The organism is Bradyrhizobium sp. CSA207, assembly GCF_029051685.1.
Lineage (GTDB): Bacteria > Pseudomonadota > Alphaproteobacteria > Rhizobiales > Xanthobacteraceae > Bradyrhizobium.
Window position 1 is genome coordinate 278,524 of record NZ_JAACFT010000003.1, and the last position, 19,714, is coordinate 298,237.

The following is a 19,714-nucleotide window of genomic DNA, read 5'->3' on the forward strand; positions in this document are numbered from 1 at the left end:
GGCGGTCCGTCAGACTTTTTCGACTTCGGGACGGCCGAGCAGGCCGGTCGGCATGAAGATCAGCACGACGATCAGGATCGAGAACGCCGCGACGTCCTTGTACTCGACCGAGAAATAGGCCGACCAGAACGTTTCGATCAGGCCGATCGCGAGACCGCCGAGCATGGCGCCCGGCAGCGACCCGATGCCGCCGAGCACGGCGGCCGTGAATGCCTTGATGCCGGCGACGAAGCCCATGAAGAAATCGACTAGGCCGTAATAGAGCAGGTACATCAGGCCCGCGACGGCGGCGAGTGCGGCGCCGATCACGAAGGTCATAGAGATGGTGCGGTCGACATCGACCCCGAGCAGCGCCGCCATGGTCTGGTCCTGCTCGCAGGCGCGCATGTCGCGACCGAGCCGGGTGCGCGAGACCAGCCAGGTGAAGATCGCCAGCAGCACGATGGTGGTGATGACCACCACGATCTGGATGTTGGAGAGCTGGATCACGAAGCCGTCCGCGCTCTCATGCAGCGTATAGCCGCCGGTGATGAGGGGCGGGATCGGCTTGACGCGCGCGCCTTGCGCCACCTGGGAATAGTTGGTCAGCACGAAGGACATGCCGATCGCCGACAGCATCGGGGCGAGGCGGAAGGAGTGGCGCAGCGGCCGGTAGGCGATGCGCTCGATGGTCCAGCCATAGAGCGCGGTGATTGCCATTGAGACCAGGATCACGATCAAGAGGATTACCGGCACCGCGGTGAGGCCGGTGGAGACCAGCAGAAGGAAGGTGATCAGCGCGATGAAACCGCCGATCATGAAGACGTCGCCATGGGCGAAGTTGATCATGCCGACGATGCCGTAGACCATCGTGTAGCCGATCGCGATCAGGCCGTAGATCGAGCCGAGCACGAGGCCGTTGATGAGCTGCTGGGTGAAATAATCCATAGGCTGCCGTACCCAAACCTGACACCGCTCAAAGGGAGCTCTTGAGAAAGAGTTCTTGGGCCCCGGCAGCCCTTGAGCATTCTTCCCGTTTTGTAACAGGAGGGAACTGGCGCCCGCAACTGGCCATGCCTGGCCATTGGGGCTTGTGCAGAGCTCATTTCGCCGCGGACGTCGTTTTCTCGGTTCCGCACCTCCGGGGAACCGGGTTCCGCGGGCAACCAAATCAGGTGCCGGTCGTTGTTGCACTCTGACGTCCAACAAGGGAGTTTCCCCCGATGACGAAGCAGCAGAACCAGAATCCGGGTCAGCAGACTCAGAACCCCGGCCAGCAGCGCCCCGGGCAGCAGCAGGGCGGCGGCCAGAAACCCGGACAGCAGCAGCAGGACCCGCAGCGCCAGGGCGACAAGCCCGGCCAGCAGGGCGGCCAGCGCAGTCAGGACGAGTAGTTTGGGAGCCGAGGAGTAAGGAAGGGCCCCGCCGCGAGGTGGGGCCTTTTCCTTGGCCGCGCCGGCCGCCGGGTCTTTAGCCGCGCCGGCCCCCGGGGCGATTAAGGTAAACAAAGGGTTTAAATTGCCGCCACAGTCTGATGCGAGTTAGCTCCCCGCAAAGCCGGTGCCTTCCGTCGAAGGCTTCGGGCAAACGATGCGGGAAGCGGCAATGTTCAGGAATTGGCGTATCGGCTCCGTCAACGGCGCCGTGGTGGCGGCCTATTTCATTCCGGCCTGGACCCTCGTCGCCTTCAACATCATTGTGGCGCCGGTGCATGGCCTTTACGAGCGGCCGACGGTGGCCGTGGCACTGTTCCTCAGCGACCACCTCCAGATGGCGGGGATGAGCACGGTGCGTGCCGCCTGGCTGCTCGCGCTGGGACGGCTGACCGTTGTGGCGTTCTTCGCGATCTACCTCGCGCTCCTTTGCATTCCCCGTGTCCGCAAGAACGGCGGCAGCGACGAGGCGCTCGGCATCGCGCTTGCGATCGGCAGCCTGATCTCGTTCGCCAGCATGGTGATGGCGTCAAAGGTCGGCGAGATGGCCGCGCTGCGATTGCATGCCACCGAACTCCTATTGCTGCTCGGTGCTGCGATCGTGATCGTGATCGAACGGCCGGAGGCGACACCGAAGACCGCCGAGGCCGCAGCGCCGCTAGCCCTTGAGCAGGCCGAGCTCCTGCACAATCGCTGAGGCTTCCTTGACGGCGTGGTTCGCCGCCGGCACGCCGCAATAGATCGCCTGCTGCAACAAGATCTCCTTGATGTCGTCGGGGGTGAAAGCACCCTCGGCGAGCGCCGCGCGCACGTGCAGGCGGAATTCGTCCCATTGCCCAAGTGCGACCATGGTGCCGATCACCAGCACGCGCCGCGTGCGCTCGTCGAAATGCGGCCGCGTCCAGATTTCGCCCCAGGCGTAGCGCGTGATCATGTCCTGGAAGTCGGTGTTGAACGCATTGCGACCCGCGATCGACTTGTCGACCCAGGCGTTGCCCAGCACTTTTCGCCGCACATTCATGCCGGCATCGCGGCGCTTCTGGTCGTCCATTCTATCCTCCTCTGCGTCATTGCGAGCGAAGCGAAGCAATCCAGTCTGTCACCGCGGTGGGATTTCTGGATTGCTTCGCTGCGCTCGCAATGACGGCGTTTGAAATCAGCGTTGCGTCAAAAAGCCGACCACCGCGTCGGTGAACGCGTGCGGCTGCTCGATATTGGAAATGTGGGCGGCGTCGATGATGGTCATGCTGGCGCCGGGAATGTTCGAGCGGATCAGCTCGCCCGCGGAGATCGGCGTCGCCATATCGTGTCGGCCGGCGATCACCAGCGTCGGGCTCTTGATCTTTGGCAGCAGCTCGCGCTGGTCGAGCGTCGACAGCGCCTCGCAGCAGGCGAGATAACCTTCGACCGGCGAGGCAAGCAGCATCGATTTCATCTTCGCGGTGATCTCTGGCTCGCGCTCGCGGAAATCGGCCGTCAGCCAGCCGGCGATCACGGCATCGGCGACTGCGGCAATGCCGCCTTCCTTCACCGCCTGAATGCGTTCCAGCCATTTGGTCGGCTCGGCGTAATAGCAGGAGGTGTTGGAGAGGATGAGCTTGCCGAAGCGCTCCGGCGCATTGGCCCCCAGCCATTGCCCGACCATGCCGCCCATCGACAGGCCGCACCAATGTACCTTCTCGATGTTGAGATCGTCGAGGATCGCGAGCACGTCGCGGCCGAAGCGCTCCATCGAATAGGGGCCGGGCGGCACGTTCGACTTGCCATGGCCGCGGCGATCGTAGCGGATGACGCGGAACACCTGCGTAAGCGCCTTCATCTGCGGCTCCCACATCTGAAGCGTGCAGCCGAGCGAGTTGGAGAGCATCAGGGTCGGCCCGCCGTCGCGGCCCTCGACGGAGACGTTGATCAGGCAACCGTCGGCATCGATCATGGGCATGCTGGCGTCTCCGTTTTGTTTGCGCTCAGGGCTGCTCTATTCGCGCTCGAGGCTGTCGAGCAGCCGGTCGATCAGGGCTTGGGAAGCGCCTTGATAGGCCATCGGCTCGAACAATGCCGCAATTTTCTGGGGCGTAAGATGCGCGGTGACCTGCGAATCGGCCGTAAGCACCTCGCGCAGATGCTTCTTCTCGGCGACCGCGCGCTTGCTTGCGGCTTCAATGAGATGATGCGCATCGCTCTTGCCGACTTTCTCGGCCAGCGCCATCGACACCGCTTCGGCCATGATCAGGCCGTGCGTCGCGTCAAGATTGCTGCGCATGCGCACAGCGTCGACCTCGAGGCCCTCGCCGATGTCGACGATCGCGGCGAGCGCGCCCGAGGTAACCAGCATTAATTGCGGCAGTGTCGGCCACTCCGCATGCCATGGACCGGCGCTGCGCTCGTGGTCCTGAATCTGCGCTGCAAAGATCGTCGCAGCCAGCTGTGGGGCCATGGTCGCGGCACCGAGCGCGCTTGCGGCGGCGACCGGGTTGCGCTTGTGCGGCATGGTCGAGGAGCCGCCGCGGCCTTCGCCGGCGGGCTCGAAGGCTTCGGCGACATCGGTCTGCATCAACAGCGAGACGTCGCGGGCGATCTTGCCGCAGCTGCCGACGAGAATCGCGAAGCTTGAGGCCGCCTCCGCGATCCGGTCGCGATGGGTGTGCCAGGGCGCTTCAGGCAGCGGCAGATTCAGTTCCAGCGCGAGCCGCTCGGAAACCGCGAGCCCTTTGTCGCCGAGCGCTGCGAGCGTACCGGCGGCGCCGCCGAATTGCAGCGCGAGGCCTTCGCGGCGCAGCCGCCGCAGACGGCAGCGGGAGCGGGCGAGGCTTGCGGCATATTCGGCGGCCTTCAGGCCGAACGGCATCGGCAGCGCATGCTGCAGCCAGGTCCGCGCCACCATCGCCGTGTTGCGATGCGTCCGCGCCAGCGCGGCAAACCCCTTGATGGCGCGGCTGAGGTCGGCGTCCAATGCATCGATGCCGGCGCGCAAGCTGAGCATGGTGGCGGTATCGATGACGTCCTGGCTGGTGGCGCCCCAATGAACATAGCGCGCAGCGTCCGCATCCGCCTTGGCGACATTGGCGGTCAGCGTCTTGACCAGGGGAATCGCCAGATTGCCTGAGCGCACCGCGGCCTCCGCCAGCGCGGCGATGTCAATTGAGTCTGCCTTGCAGGCGGCTTCGATCGGGCCCACCGCGCTTGCCGGAATCACGCCGGTGGCGGCTTCGGCCCGCGCCAAAGCTGCCTCAAAATCGAGCATGTTCTGGAGGGTCGACCGGTCGTCGCAGACCGCGCGCATGGCCGCGCTCGACAGCATCTGCGCGAGCAGGGGGGACAGGGATGTGCTCATGTTGCGCGCGACCTAACCACCATGATCCGCCTCTGCCAATCCCAAACCGCGCACGCAAGCATTTTGCAGTTGCGAATATGCATTGCACGTGGCCAGCATCGCCCTTTCCTTTGCGGCGTCCGTGCGTTACTCCAGCAGCATTATAGTTACGCGATCCGGGAGGCGCCCCATGGCCATGACAATGAACGGCGAAGTCCAGCTTGCGGCGCCGCGCGAGGCCGTGTGGGCCAAACTGAACGATCCCGAAGTGCTAAAGGTCTGCATACCCGGCTGCGAGGAACTGGAGCGGACCGACGACGGCGGTTTCCGCGCGGTGGCCAAAATGAAGGTCGGTCCGGTGTCGGCGCGCTTCAGGGGCAAGGTCATGCTCAGCGATCTCGATCCGCCGAACGGCTACAAGATCTCCGGTGAAGGCGAGGGCGGGGTGGCCGGCTTCGCCAAGGGCGGCGCCGTGGTCAAGCTCGGGGAGAAGGACGGCGGCACGCTGCTCTCCTACGACGTCGAGGCGCAGATCGGCGGCAAGTTGGCGCAGCTCGGCCAGCGCCTGATCAACGGCACCGCCAAGAAACTGGCCGACGAATTTTTCGCGAACTTCGCCAAGGCGGTACAGGGCTAGAGGCCCATCACCTTTCACATATCGCCTTTTGTCATGGCGCCTTGCGCCCCGGGCAATGTTGCCCCCGGGCATATTGGCCCATATGATAGATTGGAATAACTATAAGAACCGCTTCGACGGGACCCGTCGGGGCGCTGATAGAGAGTGCTTATGGCAAAAATTTCCCTCATCGTGAACGGCAATCCTGTAACCGCCAACGTCGACCCGCGAACGCTGCTGGTGCAATTCCTGCGCGAGAATCAGCGGCTGACCGGGACCCATGTCGGCTGCGACACCTCGCAGTGCGGCGCCTGCGTCGTGCATCTCGACGGCAAGGCCGTGAAATCCTGCACCACGCTCGCCGTGATGGCCGATGGCCACGAAGTCAAGACCATCGAGGGGCTGGCCGCCGACGGCGCGCCGCTGCATCCGATGCAGGAGGCTTTCCGCGAGCATCACGGCCTCCAGTGCGGCTTCTGCACGCCGGGCATGATCATGACGGCAATCGACATCGTCCATCGCAAGGGCCACGAACTCGACGACCACACCATCCGCGAGGAGCTGGAAGGCAATCTCTGCCGCTGCACCGGCTATCAGAACATCGTCGCCTCGATCGCCGCCGGCGCGAAGGCGATGGCGAAATCCGATCTCGCCTAACCCGACACGCGCATCCCGCGATCAGGACACCCTCATGTACGAATTCAAGTATCATCGCCCCGGGACCGTGCGGCAGGCGGCCAATCTCCTGGTGAAGAATGAAGACGCTAAGTTGATTGCCGGCGGCCATACGCTGATTCCGGTCATGAAGCAGCGGCTCGCAAGTCCGCCGCATCTGGTCGATCTGTCCCACATCGAGGGCCTCGACGCGATCGAGATGAAGGGCCGCTCGCTCGTGATCGGCGCGACCGCCAGGCACGCCGAGGTCGCAAGCTCCGCCATCGTCGGCGAGGCGATCCCGGCACTTGCCAACCTTGCCGGCCAGATCGGCGATCCCGCCGTGCGCCACAAGGGCACGATCGGCGGCTCGCTCGCCAACAACGATCCGACCGCGGATTATCCGGCCGCCGTGCTCGCGCTCGGCGCGACCATCGTCACCAACAAGCGCCGCCTCAAAGCCGAAGAGTATTTCCAGGGCTTGTTCTCGACCGCGCTGGAGGCTGACGAGATCATCACCAAGGTGATGTTCCCGCTGCCGAAGAAGGCGGCCTACATCAAATTCCGCAACCAGGCTTCGCGCTATGCGCTGGTGGGTGTGTTCGTGGCGCGGCGTCCGTCGGACGTGCGCGTCGCCGTCACCGGTGCCGGCTCCGAAGGCGTGTTCCGCGTCACCGCGTTCGAGGAGGCCCTGAAGAAGCGCTTTGCCGCAAAGGCGCTGGACGGCATCGAGGTGCCGGCGGAGGGGCTGAACAGCGACATCCACGGCAGCGCCGAATATCGCGCGCATCTCATCGGCGTGGTGACGCGTCGCGCCGTCGAGGCCGCCAACGCCAAGGAATGAGCGGGCCGGAATCAATCCGGCCCGATACCTGCCCGGTGAGGGCATAAGCGAGACTGGGCTTTCATGACTTCAGCGGTCAAATCTTCCGGTGCTTTGCCGGCATCGGTCGATGCGATGCTCGAACTTTTGACGTCGCGCGGCTACCTCGCCGAGCGGTCGCTCGCGACGGTGACGTATCTGTCGCTGCGCATGGGCCGGCCGCTGTTCCTCGAAGGCGAGGCCGGCGTCGGCAAGACCGAGATCGCAAAGGTGCTGTCGGCGGCGCTGGGGCGGAAGCTGATCCGCCTGCAGTGCTATGAGGGCCTCGACGTCTCCTCGTCCGTCTACGAGTGGAACAGCGCCTCGCAGATGATCGCGATCCGGATGGCCGAGGCTGCCGGCGACACCGATCGCGACCAATTGTCGTCGGATATTTTCGCCGACCGCTTCTTGATCAAGCGGCCGCTGCTGCAGGCGCTGGAGCCTGATGTTGCGGGTCCGCCGGTGCTCCTGATCGACGAGCTCGACCGTGCCGACGAGGCGTTCGAGGCTTACCTCCTCGAAATCCTCAGCGACTTCCAGGTGACGATCCCCGAATTCGGCACCGTGAAGGCGCCGCATCCGCCGATCGTCATCATCACCTCCAACCGCACCCGCGAGATCCACGACGCGCTCAAGCGGCGCTGCCTCTACCACTGGGTCGATTATCCCGCCGCCGAGCGCGAGCTCGCGATCGTCAAGACGCGCGTTCCCGGTATCTCCGTCAAGCTGTCGCAGCAGGTGGTGCGCTTCGTCCAGGCGCTGCGCAACCAGGATTTCTACAAGTCGCCGGGCGTCGCCGAGACCATCGACTGGGCCACCGCTTTGTCCGAGCTCGATGCTCGCTCGCTGACCCCGCAAGTGGTCGGCGATACGCTGGGCGCGCTGCTCAAGTACCAGGACGACATCACGCGGATGCAGGGCGATGCCTTGCAGAAGGTGCTGAAGGAAGCGACGAGCGAGAATTGACGCGGGCGCGTCAGAATTGAGCTCGTCATTCCGGGGCGCGCGTCAGCGCGAGCCCGGAATCTATCAGGCCGCAGAGACAGTGGATGAATGGATTCCGGGCTCGCGCCCAAGATGGCGCGCCCCGGAATGACCGCAGAGGCAGTTGAACCATGGCCATCAACCACCTGGCACCTGAGCAAACCGAGCAATTCGCCGACAACATCGTCGGCTTCGCCCGCGCGCTGCGCGCGGCGGGCATGCCGGTCGGGCCGGGCGCGGTCATCGATGCCGTGAATGCGCTCCTGGTGATCGACATCGGCACCCGGGCCGACGTCTTCGCCACGCTCGAGGCGATCTTCGTCAAGCGCCACGAGCATGCGCTGATCTTCAAGCAGGCCTTCAACCTGTTCTTCCGCGCGTCGGAAGAGTGGAAGCACATGCTGGATTCGGTGCCGCTGCCGGATAGCGCCAAGAAGAAGCCGCCGGCCGCCTCGCGCCGGGTGCAGGAGGCGCTGTCGCAGCCGCGAATGACGGAGACGCAGCAGCGTCAGGAGCAGGATTTGCGCCTGTCGGTCTCCGACAAGGAAATCCTTCAGAAGAAAGACTTCGCGCAGATGAGCGCGGCCGAGATCACGGAGGCGCTGCGGGCCATCGACAGGATGCGGCTGCCGCAGGCCGAGTTGCTGACGCGCCGGCATCGGCCCGATCCGCGCGGCCTGCGCCTCGACCTGCGCCGCACGCTGCGCGCATCGCTCCACACTGGCGGCGACATCATCGACATCCACCGTCTCGGCCGGATCGAGAAGCCGGCGCCGATCGTGGCGCTGCTCGATATCTCGGGCTCGATGAGCGAGTATACCCGCCTGTTCCTGCACTTCCTCCATGCCATCGGCGACGCCCGCAAGCGCGTCTCGGTGTTCCTGTTCGGCACCCGGCTGACCAACGTCACCCGCGCGCTGCGCCAGCGCGATCCCGACGAGGCGCTGGCGAGCTGCTCGGCGGCGGTCGAGGACTGGGCCGGCGGCACGCGGATCTCGGCCTCGCTGCACAACTTCAACAAATTGTGGGCGCGGCGCGTGCTGAGCCAGGGCGCCATCGTGCTGCTGATCTCCGACGGCCTGGAACGGGAGGCCGATTCCAAGCTGGCCTTCGAGATGGACCGGCTGCACCGCTCCTGCCGGCGGCTGATCTGGCTCAACCCGTTGTTGCGGTTCGGCGGCTTCGAGGCCAAGGCGCAGGGCATCAAAATGATGCTCCCGCACGTTGACGAATTCCGCCCGGTACATAATTTGAGTTCGATCCAGGAGCTGATCAGCACGCTCTCCCGGCCGCTGCCGCCGCACCACCGCAGCCTGATCCGCTCCGCAGCTTGAGAGGTAGGCCATGCTCGATCGCGACGAGGATATTCTGAAGGCGGCGGAAGACTGGCAGAAGGCCGGCCGTGGCGTCGCGCTGGCAACGGTCGTGGAGACCTGGGGCTCGGCGCCGCGCCCGGCGGGCTCGAGCCTCGTCATCAATGACGAAGGTACATTCCTCGGCTCCGTCTCCGGCGGCTGCGTCGAGGGCGCCGTGGTCACGGAGGCGATGGACGTGATCCAGAGCGGCAAGCCGAGGATGCTGGAGTTCGGCGTAGCCGATGAGACCGCCTGGAATGTCGGGCTGTCCTGCGGCGGCACCATCCGCGTCTTCGTCGAAAAGGTCGGTTAGCCGTGAAGCTCGAGATCCTGCACGAACTCAATGCCGAGCGCGCCGCGCGGCGGCCGGTCATTCTGGTCACCGACACCGACACCGAGAGCGGCGAGCAGCGGCTGGTGAAGGCCAAAGATTTTGCCAGGGACCCGCTGGGCGCCGAGCTTGAAAAGCAGCTGCGCATGGGCAAGAGCGCCAATGTCGAGGCCGGCGGCAAGAAGCTCTTCCTCAACGTCTACGCACCGACGGCGAAGCTCGTCATCGTCGGCGCGGTCCATATCAGCCAGGCCTTGGCGCCGCTGGCACGCTCGCTCGGCTACGACGTCACCGTGGTCGACCCGCGCACGGCCTTTGCGAGTCCCGAGCGCTTCCCCGACATTCCGCTGGTGGCCGAATGGCCCGACACGGCGCTGCCGCCGCTCAACGTCGACCCCTACACGGCGTTCGTCGCGGTGACGCACGATCCGAAGATCGACGATCCCGCGCTGCTGCACGCCTTCGAGCGCAATTGCTTCTATATCGGCGCGCTCGGCTCGCGGAAGACGCACGCCAAGCGCGGCGACCGGCTGCGGGCGCAGGGCGCCAGGGAAAGTGACATCGCGCGCATTCACGCGCCGATTGGGCTTGCGATCGGCGCCGTCTCGCCGTCCGAGATCGCGGTGTCGATCATGGCCGAGATCACGGCGGTGCTTCGCCTGCCTCCCAAACAAAAAGAAGAAGCGGCATGAAATTCGGCCCGGCGAGCCCCAGGGATGCGATCGGCGGGGTGACCGTCCACACCCTGCGCCAGGGACCGCTGGTTCTGAAGAAGGGCACGACGATCGGGTCCGCCGAGGTCGAGGCGCTGGAACGTGCCGGCGTCAAGGACATCGTCGTGGTGCGGATGGAGGCGGGCGACGTCTCCGAGGATGTCGCCGCCTCCAGCATCGCGCTTGCGGTCGGCGGCGAGGGCATCCATGTCGAGCGCGCCTTCACCGGCCGCGCCAATCTGTTCGCCGCGCGCCCCGGCGTTCTCGTGATCGACCGCGCCGCGGTCGACCGCATCAACAATATCGACGAGGCCATCACCTTTGCGACGCTCTCCGCCTATAAGCCGGTGGTCGAGGGCGAGATGGTCGGCACCGTCAAGATCATCCCGTTCGGCGTCGAGGCAGGCTTGCGCGATGCGGCGGTGAAGGCCGCGGGCAGGGACGTGCTGAAGATCGCGCCCTATGTGATCAAGCGCGTCGGCGTGGTTTCGACGCTGCTGCCGGGGCTGTCCTCCAAGGTGATCGACAAGACGCTGCGCGTCACCGCCGAGCGGCTCGCGCCGGCCGGCGCCGGCATCATCGCCGAGCGGCGCGTCGCACATGAGGAGCAGGCGCTGTCGTCCGCGATCAAGGAGCTGCTCGGGCTTGGCGCCGAACTCGTGATCGTGTTCGGGGCCTCCGCGATCGCCGACCGCCGCGACGTGATCCCGGCCGCGGTGACCGGGATCGGCGGCGAGATCGAGCATTTCGGCATGCCGGTCGATCCCGGCAATCTGCTTCTGATTGCGCGGGCCGGCGGCGTGCCGGTTTTGGGCGCCCCGGGCTGCGCGCGCTCGCCGGTCGAGAACGGGTTCGACTGGGTGCTGATGCGTCTGCTCGCCGGCATCGAGGTGACGCGTTCCGAGCTGATGGGCATGGGCGTCGGCGGCCTCCTGATGGAGATCGTCACCCGTCCGCAGCCGCGCGCCAAGCCGGAGATCGAGGGCAACAGCCAGGTCGCGGCCATCGTGCTCGCGGCCGGGCGTTCGACCCGGATGGGCGGACCCAACAAGTTGTTGGCCGAGTTCGGTGGCAAGAAGCTGGTGCGGATCGCGACCGAGCAGGCGCTCGCCTCGAAAGCCTCCGAAGTGATCGTCGTGACCGGTCATCAGGCCGATCTGGTCGAACAAGCGCTTGCGGGCCTGAAGGTGAAATTCGTCCGCAACCCGGATTTCACCGGCGGCATCGCGAGCTCGGTCAAGGCCGGCATCGCGGCCGTCCCTGACAGCTACGATGGTGCCGTGGTCTGCCTCGGTGACATGCCGCTGATCGATGCCGGCCTGATCGACCGTCTGATCGACGGCTTTGCGCCGGACCGCGGCAATCTCATCGTCGTGCCCGTCAGCGAAGGCCGCCGCGGTAACCCCGTGCTGTGGTCGCGCCGCTTCTTCAAGGAGTTGATGACGCTCGACGGCGATGTCGGTGCGCGTCACCTGATCGCCAAGCATGCGGAAGCCGTCGCCGAGGTGCCCGTCGATGGCGAGAGCGCCTTTCTCGACATCGACACGCCGCAGGCCCTCGAAGCGGCACGGCGGGGTTAGATGGCGAACGTCCCTTGATGGCTCTGGCGCACGCAATCATCCGATTGCGAAATCGGCCGCCGTCTCTGCGTGAATGGCTGTCGTGTCGAAGGTCTCGACGGATGTGTCGGCCGGACCGACCAGCATCGTGATCTCGGTGCAGCCAAGGATGATGCACTCCGCTCCCTGGGCGACGAGCGCAGCCATCACTTCGTTGTAGCGGTCGCGAGAGCGGTTGCATCGCCGATGTGAATGAACGGAACGGTCAGCTTCGATACGATATCGGACGCAAGCTTGTGCATCGTGTTCGTACACAAGACGATCGCGCGCGCCCCGGCGCATTCGAGACGCAGCGCGACGTCCGTCAGGCTGGCCGCCGCTTCGCCCCAGCGGCCGGCATACTGCATGTCCTTGATCTCTTGAAAGTCGTACGAATACATCAACAGCGGAGCCGAATGCAGCTGCCCCATGCGATCGCGGACCCGCTCGTTGATGAGCTTGTAGTAGAGCGCGGTGCTCTCCCAACTCATGCCGCCGATCAGGCCGATGGTTTGCATCCCGGTGCCTCCGAAAACGGTTCAACCGGATTGTAAGTGAAGACGTCGAAGTGCGCTATCGCGATAGGGATGAGCGTCGAATGTCGCTTTTTGGCCCTTCGGTGCGCCCGGCGCGGCTTTTCAATCACCCGTTCACCATCTGGAAACGACCGCCGCTTAGAGTTCCCTCCACCTGCCTTGGGGGGAGGGGATTTTCCATGGTTACGAACGTCGTCGCGCGCCGTTGCGCGATGTTTCTCTTTGCGCTGTCGATTTGTGTCGCCGGCGCTCGCCACGTCACGGACGCGCACGCCGCAGGTGCCTTCGCGGTCGGCAAGTGCGGCGCCTACGGCCAAGCCTACGACTATAGCGCCGAGCACGATGCGCGCACCGCGGCACAGCAGCAGTGCAAGGGCGATTGCACGACCGTGACCATGAAGCGTGCATGCGCTGCAATGTCGGTCGATCTCGCCAATCCCTGCGGCGCCTATGGCTACGCCGTGAAGCCGAAGATCTCAGCCACGCTCAATGCCGCCACGCGCGAATGCTACAAATATGGCGGCAAGGAATGCGTGATCCGCGCCTGGGCCTGCGAAGCGAAGGGCTGATTTTTTCTTGCCGTCATTCCGAGGCGATGGGTAGCATCAAGCCGAACGACAGTAAGGAAATTGCATGCAGTTCGACACCAAGATCGCTATCGTGATCCGCTCCGATCTTCAGGTCTGGCAGAAACTCAATGTTGCGTCCTTTCTCACCAGCGGCATCGCCGCGGCTTTCCCGGAAAGCATCGGCGAGTCCTATGAGGACGCCACGGATACCAAATATCACGCGCTGATCGGCCAGCCGATCCTGATCTACGGTGCCGACGGTCCGGCACTGTCGCGCGCGCTCGATCGTGCGCTTGCACGCAACGTCATACCCGCGATCTATACCGAAGACATGTTCAAGACCACGCACGATGCCGCGAATCGCGAGGCGGTGAGGGCGGTCGCGCGTGCCGATCTCAATCTCGTTGGTCTCGCGATGCGCGCCGAACGAAAGGTGATCGACAAGATCGTCGATGGTTTGAAGTTCCATAGCTGATGCTCGTCGCCGCTTGCGGCGAAGTTGCTGTCATCTCGCTGTCGTAATACATCCCTGCGTAAACATTGGGCTCTTTGACTCCAATCAAGGAGAGCCGCGCGGGTGTCGTTAGTCTGCCCTTGCAATGCAAAGGAGCAGACCGATGCCGACCATGAAAGCCGCAATCGTCAGACAATTTGGCAAGCCGCTGGTGATCGAGGATGTGCCGGTGCCGCAGCCCGGTCCCGGCGAGGTTCTGGTCAAGGTGAAAGCGTGCGGCGTCTGTCACACCGATCTGCATGCGGCCTCCGGCGACTGGCCGGTGAAGCCGGTCCCGCCGTTTATTCCCGGTCATGAGGTTGCCGGTATCATTGCCGCACTCGGGTCCGGCGTGAAAAATCTGAAGGTCGGCGATGCCGTCGGCGTCGCCTGGCTGCATGATGCGTGCATGTCTTGCGAATATTGCGAGACCGGCTGGGAGACGCTGTGCGAGCACCAGCACAATACCGGCTATAGCGTCAACGGCGGCTTCGCCGAATATGTAATCGCCTCGGCCGCCTTCGCGGCAAAACTGCCGGCAACGATCGATTTCGCCGCCATCGCGCCGATCTTGTGCGCCGGCGTCACCACCTACAAGGGATTGAAGGAGACCGAGGCGCGGCCCGGCGAATGGGTCGTGATCTCAGGCGTCGGCGGGCTCGGCCATGTCGCGATCCAATATGCCAAGGCGATGGGATTGAAGGTCGCGGCGGTTGATATCGCCGAGGACAAGCTTGCGCTCGCGCGCACCACCGGCGCCGATCTCGCGGTCAACGCGCTCGCGGCCGACGCCGTTGAGAAGGTGCTGGCGGCAACCGGGGGCGGGGCACACGGCGTGCTGGTGACGGCGGTATCGACCGCCGCGTTCGCGCAGGCGCTGAAGATGGTGCGCCGGAAGGGGACGGTCAGTCTCGTGGGCCTGCCGCCGGGCGAATTCCCGACTCCGATCTTCGACGTCGTGCTGAAGCGCATCACCGTGCGCGGCTCCATCGTCGGCACAAGGCGCGATCTCGACGAGGCCATCGCTTTCGCCGCCGACGGCAAGGTCAAGGCCGAGGTGACGAAGGTACGGCTTGCAGAGATCAACGACGTGTTCGACCGGATGAAGGCCGGCAAGATCGACGGCCGGATGGTGCTGGATTTTGGCTAGCGCCTCACCCCGGTGGCATGCCTGCGAACTTCGGCAGGTCCGGGTCGAGGCGATCCCAGCCATATGCGCGCGCGGCGTAGGTCACCGCCTGCGGCTTGTAGCGGGCGGGCTCGTCAAGGCTTCCGACACGGATGGTGAAGACGTCTGGCTGTGCCGCGAAGGTCATGTAAACGGCCACGCCGCAATGCGTGCAGAAACAGCGGGTCTTCGCGTTGCCGCTGTTAGCGGTCATGTCCCAATGCTTCGCCTCGCCAGTCACCGTGACGCCGGCGCGTGCGAAGGTGGCGTACGAGCCATGGCCGCTGCCGCTTTCCCGCTGGCAGTCCCGGCACTGGCAGTGATTGCTGAACAGGGGCTCGCCGACAATCGAGTAGCGGATCGCGCCGCAGGCGCAGCCGCCGGTATAGGGCTTGTCCATTGCAATATCTCCTCACTCTTCGCCGCTGATCTCGTCGAGCTGGCGAACGACCTTCTTCCAGCCATCGCTCATGCCCGTGTAAGCCGAGCCGTTCCTGGGCAGGACGAAGCCCGCATGAACCAGGCGGATCCGCGTGCCGGCCTCGACCGGGCTCAGGGACCAGGTCACGACGGTGTCGAGCGGCGCGCCGTAGCCGGTGTTGCGCGCGTCGCCGCCCTTCCAGGCGTAGACGAGGCGGCGGTTCGGCACGACCTCCAGAACGCGGCAATGGATCACGCCATCCCAGGCGCCGCCCGGGGTGGTCTGGAATGTGAAGGCGTTGCCTTCGACGGCTTCAAAGCCGGTCGGCGACATCAGCCAGCGTGCAATCAATTGGGCGCTGGTCAGCGCCTTCCAGATCGTCTCGGCCGCGTGAGGGAGGACCTCGTCGATGACGATGTCGCGGACATTTTCTTGGGTCTCGGGTTTCAACTCGGCTGCACTCACGGGTCAATCTCCTTCAAGAGGTCACGCAGGTTTTGGAAGCGCTCGCGCCAGAACACGCCGTAATGGTCCATCCATTCGACCAGCGGCTCGAGGCCTTGCGGCGCGGTGCGGTAGTAGACGTTGCGGCCCTCGGCGCGCTCGGCGACGAGGCCGGCTTGCTTCAGCGATTTCAGGTGCTGCGAGATCGCGCCCTGGGTCACGCCGCTGCCAATTGTCAGCTCGCCGACGGTGATTTCCTTGCTCTCGAAGACGCGCTCGAACACGGCGCGGCGGGTCGGATCGGCAAGGGCGCGCATCACGGTGGTGACGGGATTTGGGACGACTTCGATCATGGGATATCGATTAGTGAATGCTAATGCATTAGTCAACACTAATCGATCTGATTTGATGCGAAACTTGACAATGACTGACCAGTCAGTCATAAATAAAACATGACGAGAAGCCGGACCAAGGCCGCCATACCGTCGGCAACCAGCGCCAGGCGCCGTGCGCCCGAAGCCGGAGGCGAACCGGCCACGCCCGCTTCGAACCGCGCAGCGCGCGCAGCGGAGCGGCGGGCGGCGATCGTGGAAGCGGCGATGGAGGAGTTCATCACGCGCGGCTTCGCCGCGACGCGGCTCGACGACATCGCCAAGCGCGCCGGTGTCGCCAAGGGCACGATCTATCTGCACTTCAAGGACAAGGAATCGATGTTCGAGGAACTCGTGCGCACCGTGATCGTACCTGTCGTGGCGCGGCTGACTGCACTGCCGCCGCCGACGGGCTCGGTGCGCGATCTCATCGAGGCCTTTGCCGGCAACTTCCTTAAGGAGGTCATCGGCACCAAGCGCGGCGATCTCGTGCGCCTGATCGTGGCCGAAGGGCCGCGCTTTCCGTCCGTCGCCGATTTCTACTACCGCGAGGTCGTCTCGCGCGGGATCGGCGCTATGCGCGCGCTGATCGAGCTCGGCATTGCTCGCGGCGAGATCCGCGAGAAAGAACTTTCGCGCTATCCGCAGCTCCTGGTCGCACCCGCGATGATCGCGGTGATCTGGCAAAGCCTGTTTGAGCGGCACGCACCGCTCGATGCGCGCGACATGCTGCGCGTCCATCTCGATTTGATTTTTGGCGAACGGAGCACGACATGACGTCGTCGCAAGCAATTTTCCATTTCGTCCTCATCCTGAGGAGCGCGGAACGCGCGTCTCGAAGGATGAAGGCCCGGCTGTTGCCCCTCGCCCTTCGAGACGCCGCGGAGCCTGTCATCGGGCCGCGCTACGCGCGGACCCGTTGGCGGCTCCTCAGGGTGAGGGTTCGACAGCAGCATTGGCTACCACAAGCGATTCAGTTCGTACGTCAGGCGCGACTTTGCACGATCGCAGCCGTCGCACTCGCAATCGGATTGGCAGGCTGCAACGAGAAGCGCGATCCCGGCTTCCAGGGCTGGGTCGAGGCCGACATGATCTTCGTCAGTCCGGACGAGGCCGGACGGGTGACGAAGCTCAGCGTTCGCGAGGGCGACGAGGTCAAGGTCGGCGATCTCCTCTATTCCGTCGATGACGATCTCCAGCTCGCCGACCTCAACCAGAACAAGGCGACCCTCGCCAACGCGCAGCAGACCTATGATCGCGCCGCCTCGCTCAGCAAGACCGGCTCCGGCACCCAGGCCAATCTCGATTCCGCAGTGTCGGCCCTGCGCGTTGCCGAGGCGCGGGTGGCGACGTCGCAGACGCGGCTGGCGCGGCGCAAAGGTTTTGCGCCGGTCGCCGGCACCATTCAGCAGATCTATTTCCGCGACGGCGAGATGGTGGCGGCGCAGCGGCCGGTGCTTTCCATCATGCCACCCGGCAACATGAAGCTGCGCTTCTTCGTGCCGGAGAGCGAGCTGCCGAAGCTCGCGATCGGCGACGAGGTGCGGGTTGCCTGCGACAATTGCGCCGCCGATCTCACCGCCAAGATCTACTTCATCGCGACCACGGCCGAATACACCCCGCCGGTGATCTACAGCCTCGATGAGCGCAACAAGCTCGTCTACCTGATCCAGGCGCGCCCCTCGCGGCCCGACGCCTTGCGAGTGGGCCAGCCCATCAATGTCTATCTCAATCCCAAAACTCCGGTGGCGGACAAGCGATGAACGGCACAACCGGCAACGGCATTGCGATCGACGTCAAGGGCCTGACCAAATCGTTCGGCGGCCGCGAGGTCGTGCACGATCTGTCGATGCAGGTGAAGCGCGGCTCGATCTACGGCTTCCTCGGCCCCAACGGCTCGGGCAAGACCACCACCATCCGCATTCTCTGCGGCCTGCTGACTCCCGACAGCGGCGAGGGCACCTGCCTCGGTTACGACATCCGCCGCGACGCCGAAAAGATCAAGCGCCAGGTCGGCTACATGACCCAGCGCTTCAGCCTGTATCAGGACCTCTCGGTGCGCGAGAACCTGGAATTCGTTGCACGGCTCTACGGCCTGCGCGATGCCCGCGGTGCTGCGCGCGACATGATCAAGCGGCTCGGGCTTTCGGGGCGCGAGGAGCAGCTTGCGGGCGAGCTTTCCGGCGGCTGGAAGCAGCGGCTGGCGCTTGGGGCCTGCACGCTGCCCAATCCGAAATTGCTGCTGCTGGACGAGCCGACCGCCGGCGTCGATCCCAAGGCGCGGCGCGACTTCTGGAACGAGATCCACGCGCTCGCAGCCGATGGCCTCACCGTGCTGGTCTCGACCCATTACATGGACGAGGCCGAGCGCTGCCACGAGATCGCCTATATCGCCTACGGCCATCTGCTCGCGCACGGCACCGTCGAGGAGGTGATCGCCAAATCCGCGCTGACGACCTACATGGTGACGGGAGAAGACCTGAACGGGCTCGCAGCCGAGCTCCCCGGCAAGCCCGGAGTCGACATGGTGGCGCCGTTCGGCACCTCGCTGCATGTGTCCGGCCGCGACGTCGCCGCGCTCGAAGCCAGTATCGCGCCGTGGCGTGACAAAAGCGGCCTGCACTGGCAGAAATCGTCCCCATCGCTCGAAGACGTGTTCATCGAGCTGATGGGCCGCTCCAGGGACAATTTCCAATGAGCACGGTCGTTGATCACACCCCTGAACGCGAGATCCGCGAGCGCTTCGGCTTCCTGCGGCGCTCCTACGCCATGCTGGTCAAGGAGTTCATCCAGCTCAAGCGCGATCGCGTCTCGTTCGCGATGATCGTGATGCTGCCGGTGATGCAGCTCATGCTGTTCGGCTATGCCATCAACACCACGCCGCACAATCTGCCGAGCGCGGTGCTGCTCCAAGAGGACAGCGATCTCGCCCGCTCTGTGCTGAAGGCGCTGGAGAACACCGCCTATTTCCGCTTCATCTACGAGGTGCACGACGTCGACGATTTCGACAATTTGCTGAAATCCGGCAAGGTGCTGTTCGGGGTCGAGATCCCGCGCGGTTTCGAGCGGGCGGTGCGGCGCGGCGACAAGCCGGCGCTGCTGGTCGCGGCCGACGCGACCGATCCGGTGGCCGCAAGCTCCGCGCTTGGCTCGCTCGGCATGATCGTGCAGACCGCGCTCAAGCACGATCTCTATATCGGCGATCCCCCGGAGATGCCATTCGAGATCCGCGCGCACGCCCGCTATAATCCGGCCGCAGTCTCCAGCCTCAACATCGTGCCCGGCCTCGTCGGCACCATCCTCACCATGACCATGCTGATCTTCACCGCGCTTTCGGTGACGCGCGAGGTCGAGCGGGGCACCATGGAGAGCCTGCTGTCAATGCCGATCAAGCCGGTCGAGGTGATGTTCGGCAAGATCATCCCCTATGTGATGGTCGGCTTCGTCCAGGCGTTCCTGATCATCGGTATTGGTGTCGGCCTTTTCGGCGTGCCCGTGATCGGCAATCTGTTCCTGCTGGCGCTGCTGTCGACGCTGTTCATCACCACCAATCTGTCGATCGGCTACACGATCTCGACGGTGGTGCAGAATCAGCTCCAGGCCATGCAGATGTCGATGATGTTCTTCCTGCCGAGCATTCTGCTGTCCGGCTTCATGTTCCCCTTTGCCGGCATGCCGGCCTGGGCGCAATATGTCGGCGAATGCCTGCCGTTGACACATTACTTGCGCATCGTTCGTGCCATCATGCTGAAGGGCGCGACCATGCAGAACATGCGCTTCGATGCGCTGGCGCTGGCGGCCCTGATGCTGGTCGCCATGACCATCGCCGTGACGCGCTTCCGCCGCACGCTGGATTGAGGCAAGATGCCCCTGA

24 protein-coding genes and 1 pseudogene are annotated in these 19,714 nt (G+C 64.7%); 17 read left to right on the forward strand and 8 right to left on the reverse strand.

Going from position 1 to position 19,714, the window contains the following annotated elements; genetic code table 11:
- Positions 1-9: 9 nt before the first annotated feature.
- On the reverse strand, positions 10-927 hold the full coding sequence (locus GWG65_RS04720) for a branched-chain amino acid ABC transporter permease LivH (RefSeq protein WP_275194241.1): 918 nt from the start codon (positions 925-927) through the stop codon (positions 10-12).
- 275 nt (positions 928-1,202) lie between these two features.
- Here GWG65_RS04720 and GWG65_RS04725 point away from each other — a divergent pair, with 275 nt between their 5' ends.
- Together GWG65_RS04725 and GWG65_RS04730 are read left to right on the forward strand one after the other, a co-directional pair.
- Entirely contained in the window at positions 1,203-1,373 is a 171-nt protein-coding gene (locus tag GWG65_RS04725; RefSeq protein ID WP_275194242.1) for a hypothetical protein, read from the forward strand.
- Positions 1,374-1,584: 211 nt separating this feature from the next.
- Entirely contained in the window at positions 1,585-2,109 is a 525-nt protein-coding gene (locus tag GWG65_RS04730; RefSeq protein ID WP_275194243.1) for a hypothetical protein, read from the forward strand.
- Here GWG65_RS04730 and GWG65_RS04735 read toward each other — a convergent pair.
- From GWG65_RS04735 to GWG65_RS04745, 3 genes are all read right to left on the reverse strand, one after another.
- Positions 2,071-2,463, reverse strand: coding sequence for a carboxymuconolactone decarboxylase family protein (locus GWG65_RS04735; RefSeq protein ID WP_275194244.1), 393 nt, complete (start codon positions 2,461-2,463; stop codon positions 2,071-2,073). The two genes, GWG65_RS04730 and GWG65_RS04735, sit on opposite strands and share 39 nt — an antisense overlap.
- Before the next feature lie 105 nt (positions 2,464-2,568).
- Positions 2,569-3,351 carry a 3-oxoadipate enol-lactonase gene (gene pcaD, locus GWG65_RS04740; RefSeq protein ID WP_275194245.1) on the reverse strand — a complete coding sequence of 261 codons (783 nt, stop codon included), beginning with the start codon at positions 3,349-3,351 and terminating at the stop codon, positions 2,569-2,571.
- Positions 3,352-3,387: 36 nt separating this feature from the next.
- A complete protein-coding gene (locus tag GWG65_RS04745) occupies positions 3,388-4,743 on the reverse strand; it encodes a 3-carboxy-cis,cis-muconate cycloisomerase (protein ID WP_275194246.1) in 1,356 nt (451 codons plus the stop codon).
- Between the two features lie 169 nt (positions 4,744-4,912).
- Here GWG65_RS04745 and GWG65_RS04750 point away from each other — a divergent pair, with 169 nt between their 5' ends.
- From GWG65_RS04750 to GWG65_RS04785, 8 genes are all read left to right on the forward strand, one after another.
- Complete coding sequence (locus GWG65_RS04750; protein WP_275194247.1) at positions 4,913-5,359, forward strand: carbon monoxide dehydrogenase subunit G; 447 nt, start codon at positions 4,913-4,915, stop codon at positions 5,357-5,359.
- 150 nt (positions 5,360-5,509) lie between these two features.
- Complete coding sequence (locus GWG65_RS04755; protein WP_275194248.1) at positions 5,510-5,995, forward strand: (2Fe-2S)-binding protein; 486 nt, start codon at positions 5,510-5,512, stop codon at positions 5,993-5,995.
- Between the two features lie 34 nt (positions 5,996-6,029).
- Entirely contained in the window at positions 6,030-6,836 is an 807-nt protein-coding gene (locus GWG65_RS04760) for a xanthine dehydrogenase family protein subunit M (protein ID WP_275194249.1), read from the forward strand.
- Between the two features lie 63 nt (positions 6,837-6,899).
- Complete coding sequence (locus GWG65_RS04765) at positions 6,900-7,823, forward strand: MoxR family ATPase (protein WP_275194250.1); 924 nt, start codon at positions 6,900-6,902, stop codon at positions 7,821-7,823.
- Between the two features lie 149 nt (positions 7,824-7,972).
- Entirely contained in the window at positions 7,973-9,175 is a 1,203-nt protein-coding gene (locus GWG65_RS04770) for a VWA domain-containing protein (RefSeq protein WP_275194251.1), read from the forward strand.
- A gap of 10 nt (positions 9,176-9,185) precedes the next feature.
- The gene (locus tag GWG65_RS04775) at positions 9,186-9,509 is read left to right on the forward strand and encodes an XdhC family protein (RefSeq protein ID WP_007602422.1); all 324 of its coding nucleotides are present in this window, start codon (positions 9,186-9,188) and stop codon (positions 9,507-9,509) included.
- A gap of 2 nt (positions 9,510-9,511) precedes the next feature.
- The gene (locus GWG65_RS04780; RefSeq protein WP_275194252.1) at positions 9,512-10,219 is read left to right on the forward strand and encodes an XdhC family protein; all 708 of its coding nucleotides are present in this window, start codon (positions 9,512-9,514) and stop codon (positions 10,217-10,219) included.
- Entirely contained in the window at positions 10,216-11,820 is a 1,605-nt protein-coding gene (locus tag GWG65_RS04785) for a molybdopterin-binding/glycosyltransferase family 2 protein (protein WP_275194253.1), read from the forward strand. Before GWG65_RS04780 ends, GWG65_RS04785 begins: the two co-directional genes overlap by 4 nt.
- 36 nt (positions 11,821-11,856) lie before the next feature.
- On the opposite strand, the pseudogene GWG65_RS04790 reads toward GWG65_RS04785, so the two are convergent.
- Positions 11,857-12,356 (reverse strand): annotated as a pseudogene (locus tag GWG65_RS04790) (aspartate/glutamate racemase family protein).
- A 197-nt stretch (positions 12,357-12,553) separates the two neighbouring features.
- Here GWG65_RS04790 and GWG65_RS04795 point away from each other — a divergent pair.
- The 3 genes from GWG65_RS04795 (at position 12,554) to adhP (ending at position 14,586) form a co-directional block, all read left to right on the forward strand.
- Complete coding sequence (locus GWG65_RS04795; protein ID WP_275194254.1) at positions 12,554-12,943, forward strand: DUF4189 domain-containing protein; 390 nt, start codon at positions 12,554-12,556, stop codon at positions 12,941-12,943.
- Between the two features lie 64 nt (positions 12,944-13,007).
- Positions 13,008-13,418: a DUF2000 family protein gene (locus tag GWG65_RS04800; RefSeq protein WP_275194255.1), complete on the forward strand. Its 411-nt coding sequence runs from the start codon at positions 13,008-13,010 to the stop codon at positions 13,416-13,418.
- A gap of 142 nt (positions 13,419-13,560) precedes the next feature.
- Entirely contained in the window at positions 13,561-14,586 is a 1,026-nt protein-coding gene (gene adhP, locus GWG65_RS04805) for an alcohol dehydrogenase AdhP (protein WP_275194256.1), read from the forward strand.
- A 4-nt stretch (positions 14,587-14,590) separates the two neighbouring features.
- Here adhP and GWG65_RS04810 read toward each other — a convergent pair whose 3' ends face one another.
- From GWG65_RS04810 to GWG65_RS04820, 3 genes are read right to left on the reverse strand one after another with little or no spacing between them, the layout of a single operon-like run.
- On the reverse strand, positions 14,591-15,004 hold the full coding sequence (locus GWG65_RS04810; protein WP_275194257.1) for a GFA family protein: 414 nt from the start codon (positions 15,002-15,004) through the stop codon (positions 14,591-14,593).
- 12 nt (positions 15,005-15,016) lie between these two features.
- Positions 15,017-15,490 carry an SRPBCC domain-containing protein gene (locus GWG65_RS04815; protein WP_275194258.1) on the reverse strand — a complete coding sequence of 158 codons (474 nt, stop codon included), beginning with the start codon at positions 15,488-15,490 and terminating at the stop codon, positions 15,017-15,019.
- Positions 15,487-15,822 (reverse strand): metalloregulator ArsR/SmtB family transcription factor, encoded by a 336-nt coding sequence (locus tag GWG65_RS04820; RefSeq protein ID WP_275194259.1) that lies wholly within the window; start codon positions 15,820-15,822, stop codon positions 15,487-15,489. Before GWG65_RS04820 ends, GWG65_RS04815 begins: the two co-directional genes overlap by 4 nt.
- A 99-nt stretch (positions 15,823-15,921) precedes the next feature.
- On the opposite strand from GWG65_RS04820, the gene GWG65_RS04825 reads away from it, so the two are divergent.
- The 4 genes from GWG65_RS04825 to GWG65_RS04840 all read left to right on the forward strand — a co-directional run bounded on the left by GWG65_RS04825 (position 15,922) and on the right by GWG65_RS04840 (position 19,698).
- Positions 15,922-16,617 carry a TetR/AcrR family transcriptional regulator gene (locus GWG65_RS04825; protein WP_275194260.1) on the forward strand — a complete coding sequence of 232 codons (696 nt, stop codon included), beginning with the start codon at positions 15,922-15,924 and terminating at the stop codon, positions 16,615-16,617.
- 227 nt (positions 16,618-16,844) lie between these two features.
- A complete protein-coding gene (locus tag GWG65_RS04830) occupies positions 16,845-17,603 on the forward strand; it encodes an efflux RND transporter periplasmic adaptor subunit (protein ID WP_275194286.1) in 759 nt (252 codons plus the stop codon).
- On the forward strand, positions 17,600-18,538 hold the full coding sequence (locus GWG65_RS04835; RefSeq protein ID WP_275194261.1) for an ABC transporter ATP-binding protein: 939 nt from the start codon (positions 17,600-17,602) through the stop codon (positions 18,536-18,538). The genes GWG65_RS04830 and GWG65_RS04835 overlap by 4 nt, the downstream gene beginning before the upstream one ends.
- Positions 18,535-19,698 carry an ABC transporter permease gene (locus GWG65_RS04840; protein WP_275194262.1) on the forward strand — a complete coding sequence of 388 codons (1,164 nt, stop codon included), beginning with the start codon at positions 18,535-18,537 and terminating at the stop codon, positions 19,696-19,698. The genes GWG65_RS04835 and GWG65_RS04840 overlap by 4 nt, the downstream gene beginning before the upstream one ends.
- Positions 19,699-19,714: the final 16 nt, after the last annotated feature.